The sequence below is a fragment of the Paraburkholderia sp. JHI2823 genome, from assembly GCF_038900695.1.
GTDB lineage: Bacteria > Pseudomonadota > Gammaproteobacteria > Burkholderiales > Burkholderiaceae > Paraburkholderia > Paraburkholderia mimosarum.
This window is the reverse complement of record NZ_JAYMRY010000043.1, coordinates 1-15,046: the sequence shown is the minus strand read 5'-3', so window position 1 is coordinate 15,046 and position 15,046 is coordinate 1. Positions and strand designations below refer to the sequence as shown.

The 15,046-nt window shown below is 65.7% G+C and carries 16 protein-coding genes; 7 read left to right on the top strand and 9 right to left on the bottom strand.

From position 1 onward, the window contains the following. Positions 1-130 precede the first annotated feature (130 nt). On the bottom strand, positions 131-904 hold the full coding sequence (locus VSR34_RS31270; protein WP_342964436.1) for an SDR family oxidoreductase: 774 nt from the start codon (positions 902-904) through the stop codon (positions 131-133). A gap of 354 nt (positions 905-1,258) precedes the next feature. Between VSR34_RS31270 and VSR34_RS31265 the strand changes: the two genes are divergently transcribed. The 4 genes from VSR34_RS31265 to VSR34_RS31250 all read left to right on the top strand — a co-directional run bounded on the left by VSR34_RS31265 (position 1,259) and on the right by VSR34_RS31250 (position 7,027). Beyond that, positions 1,259-2,365 (top strand): porin, encoded by a 1,107-nt coding sequence (locus tag VSR34_RS31265; RefSeq protein ID WP_028230736.1) that lies wholly within the window; start codon positions 1,259-1,261, stop codon positions 2,363-2,365. Between the two features lie 394 nt (positions 2,366-2,759). After that, on the top strand, positions 2,760-3,983 hold the full coding sequence (locus VSR34_RS31260) for an MFS transporter (RefSeq protein WP_028212184.1): 1,224 nt from the start codon (positions 2,760-2,762) through the stop codon (positions 3,981-3,983). 196 nt (positions 3,984-4,179) lie between these two features. Further along, positions 4,180-6,015, top strand: coding sequence for an AMP-binding protein (locus VSR34_RS31255; RefSeq protein WP_342964435.1), 1,836 nt, complete (start codon positions 4,180-4,182; stop codon positions 6,013-6,015). 40 nt (positions 6,016-6,055) lie between these two features. After that, positions 6,056-7,027, top strand: coding sequence for a DUF1571 domain-containing protein (locus VSR34_RS31250; protein ID WP_342964434.1), 972 nt, complete (start codon positions 6,056-6,058; stop codon positions 7,025-7,027). On the opposite strand, the gene VSR34_RS31245 is transcribed toward VSR34_RS31250, so the two are convergent. From VSR34_RS31245 to VSR34_RS31225, 5 genes are all read right to left on the bottom strand, one after another. Next, complete coding sequence (locus tag VSR34_RS31245) at positions 7,024-7,431, bottom strand: hypothetical protein (protein WP_342964433.1); 408 nt, start codon at positions 7,429-7,431, stop codon at positions 7,024-7,026. The two genes, VSR34_RS31250 and VSR34_RS31245, sit on opposite strands and share 4 nt — an antisense overlap. 75 nt (positions 7,432-7,506) lie before the next feature. Next, positions 7,507-9,108, bottom strand: a complete 1,602-nt coding sequence (locus tag VSR34_RS31240; protein ID WP_028212181.1) for an FAD-binding oxidoreductase — start codon at positions 9,106-9,108, stop codon at positions 7,507-7,509. A gap of 55 nt (positions 9,109-9,163) precedes the next feature. Continuing rightward, a complete protein-coding gene (locus VSR34_RS31235; RefSeq protein ID WP_342964432.1) occupies positions 9,164-10,051 on the bottom strand; it encodes an anti-sigma factor in 888 nt (295 codons plus the stop codon). Continuing rightward, positions 10,048-10,599 (bottom strand): sigma-70 family RNA polymerase sigma factor, encoded by a 552-nt coding sequence (locus VSR34_RS31230; protein WP_028212179.1) that lies wholly within the window; start codon positions 10,597-10,599, stop codon positions 10,048-10,050. The genes VSR34_RS31235 and VSR34_RS31230 overlap by 4 nt, the downstream gene beginning before the upstream one ends. 12 nt (positions 10,600-10,611) lie before the next feature. Next, a complete protein-coding gene (locus tag VSR34_RS31225) occupies positions 10,612-10,764 on the bottom strand; it encodes a hypothetical protein (protein WP_154671218.1) in 153 nt (50 codons plus the stop codon). 700 nt (positions 10,765-11,464) lie between these two features. Between VSR34_RS31225 and hfq the strand changes: the two genes are divergently transcribed. Together hfq and VSR34_RS31215 are read left to right on the top strand one after the other, a co-directional pair. Next, positions 11,465-11,968 (top strand): RNA chaperone Hfq, encoded by a 504-nt coding sequence (gene hfq, locus VSR34_RS31220; RefSeq protein ID WP_342964431.1) that lies wholly within the window; start codon positions 11,465-11,467, stop codon positions 11,966-11,968. 200 nt (positions 11,969-12,168) lie between these two features. Then, positions 12,169-12,360, top strand: coding sequence for a hypothetical protein (locus VSR34_RS31215; protein ID WP_081716014.1), 192 nt, complete (start codon positions 12,169-12,171; stop codon positions 12,358-12,360). Between the two features lie 114 nt (positions 12,361-12,474). Here the strand turns inward: VSR34_RS31215 and VSR34_RS31210 are convergent, their stop codons facing one another. Next, positions 12,475-13,209 carry a DUF2968 domain-containing protein gene (locus VSR34_RS31210; RefSeq protein WP_342964430.1) on the bottom strand — a complete coding sequence of 245 codons (735 nt, stop codon included), beginning with the start codon at positions 13,207-13,209 and terminating at the stop codon, positions 12,475-12,477. A gap of 27 nt (positions 13,210-13,236) precedes the next feature. Then, positions 13,237-13,434 carry a hypothetical protein gene (locus tag VSR34_RS31205; RefSeq protein WP_155836860.1) on the bottom strand — a complete coding sequence of 66 codons (198 nt, stop codon included), beginning with the start codon at positions 13,432-13,434 and terminating at the stop codon, positions 13,237-13,239. Positions 13,435-13,680: 246 nt separating this feature from the next. Between VSR34_RS31205 and VSR34_RS31200 the strand changes: the two genes are divergently transcribed. Continuing rightward, the gene (locus VSR34_RS31200; RefSeq protein WP_028212176.1) at positions 13,681-14,145 is read left to right on the top strand and encodes a DUF2147 domain-containing protein; all 465 of its coding nucleotides are present in this window, start codon (positions 13,681-13,683) and stop codon (positions 14,143-14,145) included. Between the two features lie 215 nt (positions 14,146-14,360). Here VSR34_RS31200 and VSR34_RS31195 read toward each other — a convergent pair whose 3' ends face one another. Beyond that, positions 14,361-14,825, bottom strand: coding sequence for a transposase (locus tag VSR34_RS31195; protein ID WP_028230745.1), 465 nt, complete (start codon positions 14,823-14,825; stop codon positions 14,361-14,363). Positions 14,826-15,046: the final 221 nt, after the last annotated feature.

The following is a 15,046-nucleotide window of genomic DNA, read 5'->3' as shown; positions in this document are numbered from 1 at the left end:
AACGCGGCAGCCAGCCGTCTGTAGTCCTTTGCAGTTGCTGCAGCTGGCTGGCTTGTATACCGTGCGCTCAGGCGGGCGATCTGAGCTACGCGCCTGTCGCATGGGCGGACAGTCGTCCGCGGCGACGCAATCAGACGATGCTCGAGCCGCCATCGACAGCCAGATACTGGCCCGTCACATGGCGCGCCGCCTGACTCGCGAGAAACACGACGGCACCCTTGAGGTCGTCTTCGTCGCCGAGCCGGTGAAGCGGCGTATGGTCGATCACGCTCTGCCCGAGCTTGTCGAGCAGCCCGGCCGACATCTTCGAGGGAAAGAAGCCAGGGCAGATCGCATTCACATTGATGTTGTACTTGCCCCACTCGGCGGCCAGCGCGCGCGTGAAATTGATGGCCGCGGCCTTCGACGTGTTATACGCGATCGCCTGCATGGCACCGAGCGAGCCCTTCAGGCCGGCGATGGACGCCACGTTGATGATCTTGCCGCGCTGGCGCGGGATCATGCTGCGCTTGCCCACTTCACGCGCGAGAAAGAACGGGGCATTCACATTGAGGTTCATGACCTTGTGCCACGCCTCGTCGGGATAGTCTTCTGCGGGCGCGCCCCACGTGGCGCCCGCGTTGTTGACGAGGATGTCGATCCGGCCGCAGGCCGCAAGCGCCTCGTCCACGAGCGGCGCCACGGCCTCGGGTCGCTGCAGGTCGCTCACGAGCGTCGTCGCCTTGATGCCAGACTGCTCCAGCGTGCTTGCCGCCTGCGCGAGCTCATCGGCCTTGCGCGCCGCGATGACGACGTGACAGCCCATCTCGCCGAGCGCCTGCGCCATCTGCAGACCCAGCCCGCGCGAACCGCCCGTGACGAGCGCCACCTGCCCGCCCAGTTCGAACATTTCCCTGACCCGCATGCCTTCGTCTCCTTGATGTCTACAACTGCCGCAGTTCCGGGCTGCGCGACCGTATGAGCCTGGGACGATGTTAGCGAGACTCACGGGTCGTGCAACCAGGGAAAAGCACGATCGTTCAAAAAAGCATTGGGGCGTTTGGCACCTTCATCGCGCGGGCGGCTCGCCCGGCGCGCCGCGCTCGCGCACGGTCCACTGCGCGCTCAATCGTTGCAAACGCGCGACAGCGTGCGTTTTCATCAATCCGGGGAGCGACTATCATCGGCCCCCGCGGCCATCACCCATTGGCGCGGCAGATGAAAAATACCGGCCCCGGCACCCCGGCGGTCCGACAAACTTACAAAAAGGATTACACAAGTGAGACATACCCAGATCGCAACGGCCGTTGGCGGCATCGCGCTCGCACTGGCTTGCCAGTCCAGCTTCGCACAAAGCTCGGTCACGCTCTACGGCATCGTCGATACCAGCATCCGCTACCTCACGAACGCCAACGCCAACAACGATAGCCAGGTCCAGATGGGCGTCGGCCCGATCACCGGTAGCCGATGGGGCATGAAGGGCAGCGAGGACCTGGGCGGCGGCCTGAAGGCCGTGTTCCGTCTCGAGAACGGGTTCAATCTCTGGAACGGCCAACTGGCCAGCTCGAACACGCTGTTCAATCGGATGGCGTACGTCGGCGTATCGAGCGACAAGTACGGCACGGTCACCATGGGCCGTCAGAACACGCCGCTGTTCGACCAGCTGGGTAACACGTTCGACCCGCTGACCGTCGGCAACTTCGACCAGGACGGCTGGCTGCCGGGCGCACTCGGCTATGGTCTGCGTCAGAACAACTCGGTCAAGTACGACGGCAAGTTCGGGGGCCTCCAGATCGAAGGCATGTACAGCTTCGGCGGCGTGCCGGGCAGCCTCGGCGCGAGCAACATGTACGGCTTCACGGCCACCTACGCGGCCGGTCCGGTCTCGCTGCTCGCCGGCTACCAGCAGAACAGCGACGCGCACAACAACAAGTACCGCGTGGCCAACCTCGGCGCGGTCTACGCTATCGGTCCGGTCCATCTGTACGGCGGCTGGCTGTGGGGCCAGGACAACACGGGCGTGGTGGACCAGTACATGGCAGCCGCGAACTCGCCCGCTGCGATCAATTTCGTGACGCCCGTGACGAAGACCAACCGCATCGACAACGGCCTCTATGCCGGCGCGACGTGGCAGGTCACTTCGCCGCTGCAACTGACGGCAGCGTACTATTACGACCACGCCAAAAACGGCCTGAACGCAGACGGCGTCACGCTCAGCACCGGCGTGCGCTACTCGGCCGTGCTGCTGGCCGAGTACTCGCTGTCCAAGCGCACCGAAGTGTACGGCACGGTCGACTTCATGCGCGGCACCGGCTCGACAACGGCCGACTTCCCGGGCCGCAACAACCAGACCGGCGTTGCTGTCGGCCTGCGCAACATCTTCTAATAGCGGGTTGCATTGCCGGATCTGACGACCGGCTGGACGGCGGCGCGGCGCCTCGAGCGCTGCGCCGCCGTTTTTCGTTGGGGCGCCGACTCCCCGCGCGCCGCGGATACCGGCGAAGCCATCTGACGGCGCGGTCGTTTTTATTCATCACCTGGTAGTCCTTCTTTTAAATACCGGATATTTGTTTACATTTTAATTACGATAAAAACAAAAAGCTTTCGCCGATCGCGAGTTCACCAGGGATTACTACCGGTTGCAGTGCGGATGCATGCGAATGTTTAATCCCGGGCGTACACTGGAAAGCGACCCAATGCGGAGTGCCGATTTCAGGCACACAAAGGATGCCTGGACGCGGCGCAGGAGACCAGGCATTGCCCAGGTTCACAGGAGAAAAATCAACATGAACTGGACGCGGGAACAAAAGAACGTCACGATCGCGGCGTACCTGGGATGGACGCTCGATGCGTTCGATTTCTTTCTGATGGTTTTCGTTCTGAAAGACATCGCCAACGAATTCAATACAAAAATCCCGGCCGTGGCTTTCGCCATCACGCTCACGCTGGCCATGCGTCCGATCGGCGCGCTGATCTTCGGCCGGATGGCCGACAAATACGGCCGCCGCCCTACGCTGATGATCAACATCGCGTGCTATTCGCTGTTCGAGCTGCTCACCGGCTTCTCGCCCAACCTCACGACCTTCATCGTCCTGCGTGCGCTGTTCGGCGTCGCGATGGGCGGCGAATGGGGCGTCGGTTCCGCGCTCACCATGGAAACCATTCCGCCCAAGGCGCGCGGTATCGTTTCCGGCCTGCTGCAAGCGGGCTACCCGAGCGGCTTCCTGCTCGCCTCGGTCGTGTTCGGCGTGCTGTATCCGTACATCGGGTGGCGCGGCATGTTCTTCGTCGGCGTGCTGCCCGCGCTGCTCGTGCTCTACGTGCGCGCAAACGTGCCCGAGTCGCCCGCGTTCAAGGAGATGGAAAAGCGCCCGCGTCCGAGCCTGCTCAGCACGCTCAAGCACAACTGGAAACTTTCCCTGTACGCCATCGTGCTGATGACGGCGTTCAACTTCTTCTCTCACGGCACGCAGGATCTCTATCCGACCTTCCTGCGCGAACAGCATCACTTCGATCCGCACACCGTCTCGATCATCACCATCGTGCTCAATATCGGCGCGATCGTGGGCGGTCTCTCCTTCGGCCAGCTTTCGGAGAGGATCGGCCGCCGCAAGGCGATCTTCATTGCCGCGCTGATCGCGCTGCCCGTGCTGCCGCTGTGGGCATTTTCGCAAGGGCCGGTGCTGCTCGCGCTCGGTGCCTTCCTCATGCAGATTTCGGTGCAAGGCGCATGGGGCGTGATCCCCGTGCATCTCAACGAAATCTCGCCCGACGCAGTGCGTGCCACCTTCCCGGGCCTCGTCTACCAGCTCGGCAACCTGTTCGCTTCGGTGAACGCCACGCTGCAGGCATCGCTCGCCGAGACGCACAACCAGAACTACTCGATGGCCATGGCGATCGTCGCCGGCACGGTGGCAGTCGTGATCGCGGTGCTGATCCCGTTCAGCCGCGAGCGGCGCGGCATCGACATGACGCAGACCGCGAGAGAAGTGTCCAACGTCTGAGCGAGGCATGCGGCGACGCCACCGCGCCGCGCCGCAGCAACCCACGAAAGGCCGTGCCGGGTTCGCCCGCGCGGCCTTTTTGCTATGTTTATTCTTGCCAGGCAAGGCGTACGCGCACCGGGTAAGACCCCCTCGCCACCCGGGGCCCCGCGTTGCATCATGAAAGCGGTCACGCATCGTCGTCCGGAGATCCAGCATGAGCGAAACGCCCCCGCACGATCCGGCAAGCGCCGCAGTCGCCGCCGTCCATGGGGTTGCCTCGCCCGAGGCAACCCAGCCGGCAGCAACCGTCCCATTAGCGTCGCCACCCGACACCGATGGCATCTGGTACGCCTCGTACCCGCCCGGCGTGCCGCAAGAGATCGCTGCGAGCCAGTACGCCTCGCTCAGTCACTTCTTCGACGACTGCACGGCGCGCTTTGGCGAGCGCGTCGCGTACGTAAGCGCCGGCTCACCCATGACCTACGCCGCGCTCTCGCGCAAGGCCACGGCGTTTGCGTCCTGGCTGCAAGGCGCGGGCGTGCGGCCGGGCGAGCGCGTCGCGATCATGCTGCCGAACACCCTCCAGTATCCGGTCGCCCTCTTCGGCACGCTCAAGGCCGGTGCCGTGGTCGTCAACGTCAATCCGCTCTATACCGTGCGCGAGCTCGCGCATCAGTTGCAGGACAGCGGCGCGCAAACCATCGTCGTGTTCGAGAATTTCGCGGCCACGCTCGAGGCGGCACTGCCCGGCACGCAGGTGCAACGCGTGGTCGTGACGGCGCTCGGCGATCTGCTGGGCGAAGGTCTCAACCTCAAGGGCCGCTTCATCAACTTCATGTTGCGCCACGTGAAGAAGATGGTGCCGCCTTACCGCCTCCCTCAGGCGGTGAGTCTTCTCGACGCGCTCGCGCAAGGTGCACGCGCGCCGCGCGCGCCCATCGCGACCAGCGCCGATGATCTCGCGTTTCTCCAGTACACCGGCGGCACCACGGGTGTCGCGAAAGGCGCGATGCTCACGCACGGCACCGTGCTCGCGAACGTGCAGCAAGCCAAGGCCTGGATCGGCAATCAGCTCGACGCGAAGGCCGAGACCGTGCTCACGCCGCTGCCGCTCTATCACATCTATTCGCTCACCATCAACGCACTGATCTTCATGGCGCTCGGCGGGCGCAACATCCTCATCGCCAATCCGCGCGACATGAAGCGCGTCATGTCGATTCTTCGTCACGAGACGTTCAGCTGCATCAGCGCCGTCAACACGCTCTACAGCGCGCTGCTCGACAACGAGGAATTCCGCCAGCGCGACTTCTCCGGACTGAAGCTCGCAATGGCAGGCGGCATGGCCATGCAGAAAGCCGTCGCCGACCGTTTCAGGGCAGTGACCGGCAAGCCGGTCGTGGAGGGCTACGGACTCACGGAATGCTCGCCGATCGTCTCGATGAATCCCGTGGACGTCGAGCACAGGGATGCAGGCGCGGCGCATCCCGAAGGCTCGATCGGGCTGCCCGCGCCGTCCACGCAGGTGCGCTTTCGCAAGGACGATGGCACGTGGGCCAATATCGGCGAAGCGGGTGAACTCTGCGTGAAGGGGCCGCAGGTGATGAAAGGCTACTGGAATCGCCCGGACGAAACGGCAAAGGTGTTCGCAGACGGCTGGCTCATGACGGGCGACATCGGCGTGATGGACGCACGCGGCTATATCCGCCTCGTCGATCGCAAGAAGGACATGATCCTCGTGTCCGGATTCAACGTGTATCCCAACGAGATCGAAGACGTCTTGGCGATGCACCCGGGCGTGCGCGAGGTCGCGGCGATCGGCGTGCCCGATCCGGTGCAGGGAGAGCGCGTGAAAGTGTTCGTCGTGAAGCGCGACCCCGGCCTCACCGAAGCGGCGGTGATCCAGTTCTGCCGCCAGCAGCTCACGGGCTACAAGGTGCCGCGTGTCGTGGAGTTTCGCGAGGCGCTGCCGCAATCGACCATCGGCAAGATCCTGCGCCGCCAGTTGCGCGACGAAGAAATCGCCAAGGCCGGGAAGCAATCGCAGACGTAAAACGTTGATGCGATGTCGGCGCATCGTGGAGAGCCCGTCGATGACGTTCTGCCTAATGCGTTTTCTCACTCGATTACGTTTCTCGCCGCGTATGCAAACGCGCGCGGGCATCGTGGATCGCGGTGTCCACCGCTCAGTTGACTGCTTCGTTGTGCGCCTGGTCGTCTGCCTCGTCACACTGTTCGGACTCCTGACCCTGACCGTAGCAGGCGCGAACGAAGCAGGGGTCGAGGCACCGCCATCCCGCGCAGGCTCACTCGCGCCCAACGCGCAGGTGCGCTGGCTCCAGCGCGCCGCCCGTGACGGCACGCTGGCGCGGCTCGACGATGCACAGCTCGTCGCACTCTTCACCGCCCTGAATCCGGGCACGCTCGCGCGCTATATCGCGGCGGGGCCCAATGGCTACGCATCGTGCCAGTTCGTGATGCGCCATCGCGAGCGCATCGACGGTCGCTGGCCTGCGACGGCCGATCATCTGCTCGTGCGCGTCGCGCACGATCCGCTGCGGCTTTACGCGCGCTGGCTGCCCGACGGCGCGCACGCGGGCCAGGAAGTGCTTTACGATGCCGCGCATCGCTCAGACGAAATGTACGGCCACGCGGGCGGCCTCCTCGGCGCCGTGTCGATGTGGACGCAGCTCGACGGCGCATTCGCGCGCTCGCAGTCGCACCATCGGCTCACCGAGCTCGGCACCGAGCCCATCGCCCAGCACTTCCTCGACAATTATGCGCGGCTGTCCGCTGCGGGCGCGGGACGACCTTCGCGCATTGCAGTCGAGACGCGCGACGGTGTGCGCGTCGTCACGTTCACCTGGCAGGCGCCGCCCGGCGCGCAAGGCTTGCCGGCAAGCCGCGAGACGCTGGGCCTCGATTTGCGGCACCCGTGGTTCCGCACGGTGCAGTCGTACGACGGCGAAGGGCGGCTCGTCGAAGACATCGTGATCGAACGCATCGAACCCCAAACCTTCGACGCCTTGACGTTCGACGCGCGCAATCCCGACTATCGCTTTTAGCCGGCGCGGGACGGCAAGGCGACGAAGTCGAGCAGCGTCACGCCGCGAGTCATTGCGAGACGCGCGAGCACGAAGCGGTCCGAAGGTCGCAACGCGCCGATCAGCGTTGCGCCCCGCTCGATGTGTCGCACCATCCGGGCGTGCCAAAGCTCGCCGATGTCGCCAATGGCCAGATCGGCTGCAAGATCGCCGGTGGCCCAGACAACGCATCCTGCGCGCGCCGCCTCGCGGGCGAGTTCGAGGCCGTGCGCCAATGACGGATCGAACACGGCGCCAGTCACCGCGCTCCATGGCGCGCTCGCATGAGGCACACGCCCGGCGAACGCCAACCCGAGCGACTGCGCCTGACAGGCCGAGCCGAGCGCAACGGCACCTGCATCGCGCAGAAAAGTCCGCCGGTCCATCGCGTCCTCCTTGTGCTCTCCTGTCGCCATGCGACAAGTCATGCGGCCCGCGCGCGCTTTCACTACGCGCTTTCACTACGTATAGCCGCGCTCGGCACGCCACGCCGAAGGCCAGATGCCCTGCTTGCCGGGCGCGAGCACGCCTTGCGGATCGAGCGCATCCTTCACTGTCTGCGCGAGGCGCAGGAGCGCGCCGTCGTTGTAGCCATACTGCGCCGCGGCGTAGTCCATGTAGATCAGATGCGAGCGGTACACGCCATAGCCAGCCGCGCCCGCATCGCTCATCAGCGCTCGCAGGAGGTCGCCCGCACGTTCGGCGTCGGCGCGGCGCTCGCGCGCGAAGATCGCCGCGAACACGTGATGCAGATGGCGCCCCGCCGCAGTGAACCCGCCGTAGTAGTCGAAGCCGTATTCGGCCGCCCGCGCCTTCACGAGTGCGTACTGGCGCAGCGCGTCGCGGCCGTCGGCGGGACAAAGCGGCGAGAAGTCCACGTGCGCGCCGTTGCCGCCGCGCCAGTCGAGCATGCGAAACGCGGTCATCGCGGGAATACCCGCGAGATTGCGGTCGGCGCCGCCCTGGGGTTCTTCGCCTTCGGCGTAACGCCGGGCCGCGAAGCGTGCCTCGGGCACGCCGGCGAATGCCCGCTCGACGATGCGCCGCTGCGCATCGATCACCTCGGGCGCGCCATAGAGCGCGTAGTGCAGATTCCAACGGCCCACCCCGAGGTCGCGCTGCATCGCGGCGACGGCGGCCTCGGGCATCGCGCCCTCGCCTTCGTACCAGCGCGAGCGCGGCGCGAGACTCGCGGCGCGCCGGATCGCGCCTTCGATCACCGCGTGCTGGCGTATCGTGCCGTCGAGCTGCAGCGCGCGCAGCGTATCGACGATCACGGCGAGATCGTCCTCGCGCGCGAAGTGAATCTCGCCGATCACGAACGCCTGCGGCGCCGGCATGAGCCAGAGCCCCATCTTCGTCACGATGCCGTAGTTCGATTGCGCGAAGAGCGCATCGAACGAAGGACCATAGCCGGGCTTGTAGAGCTGCCAGGCCGTGCCGTTCTCGATCGCGCCCATGCCGGTGCGCACGACGTCGCCATTGGCGAGCACGACTTCCATGCCGCATTGCGCCGCCGCGTGGTCGCCGTACGCCGTCGTGCCGAAGCCGCGCTCCAGCGTGTTCCCGACGATGCTGCCCCAGCCCGCCGCGGGCGGATCGACCCACAGGCGCAGACGCTGCTCACGCAGGTGCGCGTGCAGGTCGAAGTAGCTCACGCCAGGCTCGACGCGCGCCCAGGCGAGGCGCTCGTCCACTTCGAGGATACGGTTCATGCGCTGGAGATCGAGCACGATCGAGCCCGCCAGACGCGGCGCGGCACCGCCGTAGGCGAAGTTGCGGCCCGTGGAAACGGTCCAGATCGGCACGCGCGTCTCGTTTGCGACGCGCAGAATCGCGCGGATCTCTTCGACGTTGGCGGGGAGGATCGCCGCAGAAGGTGCGAAGGCATGCGGATCGGCGAGCGGCACGAACGGATCGAAATACGGTTCGAGCGATGCGCCGCCACGGCACACGTTCGGTGCGCCGACGATGCCCTCGAATGCCGCGAGCGCACGCGCAAAACGCGCCTCATCGATGCCAGGCGGCAAGGTGCGCACGACAGGAGGCACTGCGTCGCTCATCCATTCACTCCGCTACCCGCCCGACGACCGGTTCCGGACCGCCCGCGCTTCGCGCTCACCACTGCCCGGGTTTGCCACCCAGCGCGCCGCACACATCGAAGGCGATTTCACGCAGCTTCGGCTCGGTCTGAGGCCCCGAGAGCGCGTAGCCCGTCCGGTCGTTGCTCCAGTAGAACGTGCGGCGGTTGCCGTCGCGCAAGAGGCGCACTGCGTCGCGGTCCGCGCCCGAGCTACCCACGTAGAGCGTGAGCCGCTCGCCCGCGTCGTTCTCGTACATGAATTGCGCAGCCGGCCCTGTGTTGCCCGGCAGAAGGCGGCCGCCCACCAGCGCATAGCCGTACTCGGCGAGCGACGGCACCGAGAGCGGCTTGCCAAGCCGCTTCGAGAGCCACGCAACGAGATGTGCCTCGTCGGCCGCGCCCACTTCCACGGGATGTCGCTGCTCCGGCGAATACACCGCGTAGGCGACATCGGCGCGGCGCGCGAACGCTTCCGGCGTTTCGATGCGCGTGGCCGGCGGCGTGGCGTCCGCGACGAATTCCGGCGCATGGGCGGGTGCAAGCCGCGGCACGAGCGCCGAGACCGCCACGGCGAACCCCGCACCCACGGCGACCCACGCCGCCGCCATGCCCGCGCGCCACCACCACGGCTCACGCGGACGCAGGACCAGCACGGCGGGTGCGGCGTCGAGCGCCGCCGCGGCATTGTCGGGCGCTGCACGCTCGCCGGCCACTTGCGCGCTTTCGCACAACGCCTGCAGCGCGGCCTTCTGTGCACGATACGCCGCGACGCGCGCCGCCGCCTGCGGGTCGGCGGCGAGACGCGCCTGCAGCGCGTCGCGCCGGCCTGGCGGCAATTCGCCGTCGACGAACGCGCCGAGCATCGAAAGATCCTCATCGGGCGGCGAGCCTTCCCGTTCCTGGCCGAGATCGTCGTGTTTCATCTCATCGTCCCCACCACCCTGAGCGGCACTGTATGCCTTCCGCCGTCCTGCGCCGGCCCCGTTTCGAGCAGCGAGCGCAAGTGCTCGCGCGCGCGCGACAGGCGCGACATCACCGTGCCGCACGGCACCCCGAGCACCGCCGACGCTTCGCTATAGCTCAGCTCCTCGACGCACACGAGCAGCAGCACCTCGCGCTGCGCCGCCGGCAACGCATACAGCGCGCGCTGAAGATCGCGCAGCACGAGCCCGTCCACCTCGCCGTGCGGCGCTTCGAGCGTGCGCCATGGCGCGGCTTCGTCGTCGACGGCGATCTCGCGCCGCCCGCGTAGCTGATCGATGTAAAGGTGGCGCAGGATCGTGAGGAGCCACGCCCGCAGATTGCTTTGCGGACGAAACGAGGTCCAGCGCGAGAGCGCGCGCTCGGCCGCGTCCTGAACGAGGTCGTCAGCCCAGGCAGCGTCGCCCGTCAGCGCACGCGCATAGCGGCGCATGGGCCCGAGCTGCGCCACGACCTGCGCTTCGAACTCCGACGATGGATGGCGCAACACGCCGCACGCCGTTCAGTAGCCGCCGCCGCCGCCCGACGAGCCGCCCGAACTGGTCGACGACGCGCCGCCCTGATTCATGTCGCTGCACCCGCCAAGAGCGACGCCCGCAAGACCGGCCAACGCCGCACAGACGAGATATGCAAGCAATACGCGAAACGGCTTCATGGTCACCTCCGCTGAGATCGCACCTGGGTGCTCGAACGGTTTCGCCAGCGAGAACCTGCGAAACGCTGCACGCACCGCATGAGCGCGCCCTGCACTGTCGATACAGGATTAAACGTTACGGCGGTTGCGCTTATTCCGCCCGAGCGGCGAATTCGCTCGTTTCGCGAGAATCGCGGCAACGACCCGGCGCGGGAGCGGTAGAAAACCGACGCGGGGGAAGTGCCGAACAGGGTGCCAATACCGAGCGCCGGCGTGCGCCGCCGCACGGAACGAAGCCCGCGTGCGCCCCGAGAATCATCTGAGATCATCGCCATCGCGACCCAAGGACATTTGACCTGGCTTCCGCCGGGCTCGAATCCGACGAGCATGGCGCGCCGTCATGGTCTACGCTGTTTGGGTGAGCGGTGCGCGGCGCCAGGCCGCATTTGAGGGTCAGTGGATGGATTGCCCGCGCGCGTCGCCCTGAAAGCCGCTGTTGCCACGCGTCGAAACCCGTCTTCCGGACCTGCCCGCTTTCGGTGCCCGACGACGAGGGGCGCGGCGATGCATTTTCGTCGACCTGCGGCCGCGGCCGCGAGCCGGTATAGTTCTGCAGTAACCTTACTTCCCCGCGCGCGCGCTTCGCCGACACAAGGTAGAATCGCGGCGAGCAAACGTTCCAACTGATTGCGGCATTGCGCCGCCTGGCCAAACCTAGTCCATGCCTTCCGCAGAATCGCACCCGCAAAACGACTTCATGAACGCCGCGCGTAAGGAAAGAAAGCGCGTCGAAATTTACCTGGTCAACGGCATTCGCCTGACCGGGTGCATCGAGTCGTTCGATCAGTACCTGGTGATGCTGCGCACGCCCGTTGGCTTGCAAGGCATCTACAAGCGTGCCATCTCGACCATCCAGCTCGACACGGGCACCCGCCCGGGACCGCGCCCGGGCGGCGCCCGCAGTTCGCATGGCGAACACACGAGCCGCGGCCCGCACGGTAGCCACGGCGGTCATGGCCAGCGCGAGCCGAGAGAACCGCGCGAGTCCCGCGAGCCTCGCGAAAACTGGTCTGCGCCTTCCTCCGGCGCGCCTTCCGGCACCGAGCGCCCGTCGCAGGACGGCCCGGTAGTCGTCACGCGCCGCCGCCGTCTGTACGGTGCCGTGAACAACGGCGGCAACGGCGGCAACGGCGGCAACAGCGGCGAAGGCAACGGCAACAACTGAGCCGCCGCGCAGGGCGCTGCCTGCCGGCCACGCGGCAAACCGGCCTCCTTGCTCTCCAGTCTGACCGGGCGCGCCAAGGCGCGCCGGATCCGCAGGCTCTCTTACGCGCACAGGGGACTTGCGCTGCGCCCAAGACTGCGTCGCGGGCGTGGTCTTCCGTTTGCGTTATGCTGAATGACGCAATCGCCAAGGAGCCCCCCATGAGCGCATCCAGGCCGCAAACGCCGCCATCCTCGCAGGACGATCTACTCGACGAAGCGCTCAAGGAAACTTTTCCGGCGAGCGATCCTATTGCCGTCGATCCATCGCCTGCCGCCCCGCGATCCAGAAAGACCCATCCCGCAGGCGAAAGCCACAAGCACCGGGGCGCACATCGATCCGTCAAGCACTGAACGCGCGCCGTCCGCGTTCCCGCCCTTGCAGCTTTACGCCATGAAAAAAGCGGAGAGTCCAGGACGCTCCGCCTTTTTTGCCACAGACATGCCACGCGCGCCGGCAACGTCCGATCAGCGGATCGGCAGGCCGCCTTCCACCTGCTGTTGCAGCTCGCGCACCTGGCGCTGCACCGTGCGCAGTTGCGCCTGTGCCGCCGTCTTCTGCGCCTGCAACGCGTTCGCCTGATCGCGGCCCTGCTTCTGCTGGTCAGCGACGAGCGCCTGCTGCTCGCGTGCGATGGCCAGATCTGCCTGTAGCCGGTTTGCGTGCTCTTGCGTGAGCGCGATCATGCGGTTCGTGAACGCTTTCTGGGCCTCGAGGCGCGTACGGCGGATTTCCACTTCCGCGAGCTGCGCCGATTTTTGCGCGAAGTCACGATAAATCGCTTCGGCGCGCGTCTCGTCGCTCGTCTTGATCACGCGCCAGAACGTCTTGTTCTGGAACAGCGAGACGTAGTACGTCATTTCCTTGCCGTAGAACAGCAGGCTCGCGCCGTATGACCCGTTATAGGTCGTGCGCAGTTCGCTGAGCTCGGTGCCGCGCAGCATTTGCTGCAACTCGGCCACGTTGCCCGCTGCGTTCTGGGTCGCCTCTTCAGGCGTGAGCGCAGCCGACTGGCTCGCCGCAAGCGCCTGTGCGGGCGTCACCGCCTGGTCGTTCTGCACAGCGGTTACGGCGGTGGTTTGTGCCGCGGGCGCCGCTGCTGCCGAATTGTCGGGCGGCGTCTGTGCGCAGCCCGTACCGATTCCCCCGATCAAAACCAGCACCGCCAGGGCGGTGCGACGAACTCTCCACTTGTAGTCCATGTAGTACCTGCTGAACAGTTCTAATTTTTACAAATCGGCACAATTATTACTCACTTTCACGTTTTCCGGGCCACTCACAAAAAATTTGCCGATTACGTATGTTTTCCCACAAAACGTCGTGAAAAATTCCCAGGATTTGCCCGGTGCCCTTGCATCGCCAGCCGTTTTGATCCAGTGCGCACGGGTGCGGCCGCCCTCGGCGATATGGCCTTTGTGGGCGGCCATGATCCCATGCGCGGGCGTGCGACCCGCCAAAGCGAGCCAGGACGCTGACTTTCAACCGTCTCGCTCCCTATTGCATCCGGATTCCGCATTCGCGGTACAGGTGTCGATGTTCGCACCCTGCGCGGTGAAACTAGAGTGCCTTCTCTCAAACGCGCAGGGGGCTTTCCAGTATCCTCGCCTGACCGTGCGGGGCCCAGCGCCGCGCGGATAGCATCGGCGTCACAAACAACATCAGTGGAGGAAGACATGAACCGATTCATGAGGCGCGTCGCACGCCCTGTCGCGCTCGCGGGCGTCCTGCTGTGCGGGGCCCTCGCCGCGCATGCGCAGACCGATACGCCCGTTGGCGTATGGCAAACCATCGACGACCAGACTGGCCAGCCGAAGGCGCTCGTGCAGATCAGCGCGGACGCGAACGGTGACCTGAGCGGCAAGGTCATCAAGGGGCTCAGCGGCAAGGATCAACCCGACCGGCGCTGCACGGCTTGCACCGATTCGCGCAAGGATCAGCCGATCCTCGGCATGACGATCATCGACAGCATGAAGAAAACCAACGACGGCTGGGATGGCGGCCACATCCTCGATCCGGAAAACGGCAAGGTGTACCGTTGCAAGATGCACACCGAAGACGGCGGCCAGAAGCTCGTCGTGCGCGGCTATCTGGGCATTGCACTACTGGGCCGTTCGCAAACCTGGGTACGCCAGCAGTGAGATAGAGCCTACGCACCCCGTGCGCAGGCTGCGCTGTGCCACGAGGGAGACGAACCGGCCGGAGCGGGCATGTGAGCCGCTTCGGCCGGGGCTTCGGAGGTATGCGAATGAACTAGTGGACAAGGACGCAGAGGACCACGCAGACAAGCACGCGAACGCCTACGCGGGAAGACCACGCGTCCCTCCGGGCGCGTTTGCGCCGTGCACCACTTGCGTTACGCCGTGTGGCGATACGCAGAGCGATAGTTGAACGAGTGCGACGGTGCGGCTGCAGGTGCTGCAGGTGCCGCCGGTACGAACGGAGAATTGCGCGGCGTGTTGCGCGTGGCTTCCTGCCTGCGCGCAGCCTTGTCGGCGCGGCTCGCGTGCCTGCGCATGCGCGTTTCGATGGTGTCGCACAACCTCACCCCTTTCTCGCCGAACAGCTCGGCCATCACGCGCTCGAGCACGCCTTCGTCGTGCCAGGTCTTGAAGCGCCGGTGGCAGGTTTGATACGAGGGGTAGCGGCGCGGCATGGCCGACCAGTTTGCGCCGCTATACATGACCCACAGCACGCCATTGAGCACCGACCGCGTATTGGTGAGCGGCCGGCCGCGTAGTTCGGAACGGGGGCGCAGTTCGGGCAGGAGCAGCATCACGCGCTGCCATTCTTCGTCGGTGATATCGCGGTGCGGAGTCATGGAGAGTCCTTTGTCAGAAACCGTGCTGACAAACGATATCCACTCGCTCCGGCCGCCCATATCAGACGACTCCGAATCTTGAAAAAGCCGCCGCTGAGCATGAGCACGCAAGTCGATGGGAATTCGGGGCGTTTTGAGCGGCTTGCGTGATGTGGCGGAGGGGATCTCCCTCAGGCATCTTGCACAAACGACGCCGAAGGGAGAGTCTCGCGTTTTCCAAG

Coding starts and splice junctions, on each gene's coding strand:
- VSR34_RS31195 (WP_028230745.1), bottom strand. CDS start 14,825: ATGACTCCGCACCGCGATATCACCGACGAAGAATGGCAGCGCGTGATG.
- VSR34_RS31200 (WP_028212176.1), top strand. CDS start 13,681: ATGAACCGATTCATGAGGCGCGTCGCACGCCCTGTCGCGCTCGCGGGC.
- hfq (WP_342964431.1), top strand. CDS start 11,465: ATGCCTTCCGCAGAATCGCACCCGCAAAACGACTTCATGAACGCCGCG.
- VSR34_RS31215 (WP_081716014.1), top strand. CDS start 12,169: ATGAGCGCATCCAGGCCGCAAACGCCGCCATCCTCGCAGGACGATCTA.
- VSR34_RS31270 (WP_342964436.1), bottom strand. CDS start 904: ATGCGGGTCAGGGAAATGTTCGAACTGGGCGGGCAGGTGGCGCTCGTC.
- VSR34_RS31250 (WP_342964434.1), top strand. CDS start 6,056: ATGACGTTCTGCCTAATGCGTTTTCTCACTCGATTACGTTTCTCGCCG.
- VSR34_RS31255 (WP_342964435.1), top strand. CDS start 4,180: ATGAGCGAAACGCCCCCGCACGATCCGGCAAGCGCCGCAGTCGCCGCC.
- VSR34_RS31240 (WP_028212181.1), bottom strand. CDS start 9,108: ATGAGCGACGCAGTGCCTCCTGTCGTGCGCACCTTGCCGCCTGGCATC.
- VSR34_RS31245 (WP_342964433.1), bottom strand. CDS start 7,431: ATGGACCGGCGGACTTTTCTGCGCGATGCAGGTGCCGTTGCGCTCGGC.
- VSR34_RS31225 (WP_154671218.1), bottom strand. CDS start 10,764: ATGAAGCCGTTTCGCGTATTGCTTGCATATCTCGTCTGTGCGGCGTTG.
- VSR34_RS31205 (WP_155836860.1), bottom strand. CDS start 13,434: ATGGCCGCCCACAAAGGCCATATCGCCGAGGGCGGCCGCACCCGTGCG.
- VSR34_RS31210 (WP_342964430.1), bottom strand. CDS start 13,209: ATGGACTACAAGTGGAGAGTTCGTCGCACCGCCCTGGCGGTGCTGGTT.
- VSR34_RS31235 (WP_342964432.1), bottom strand. CDS start 10,051: ATGAAACACGACGATCTCGGCCAGGAACGGGAAGGCTCGCCGCCCGAT.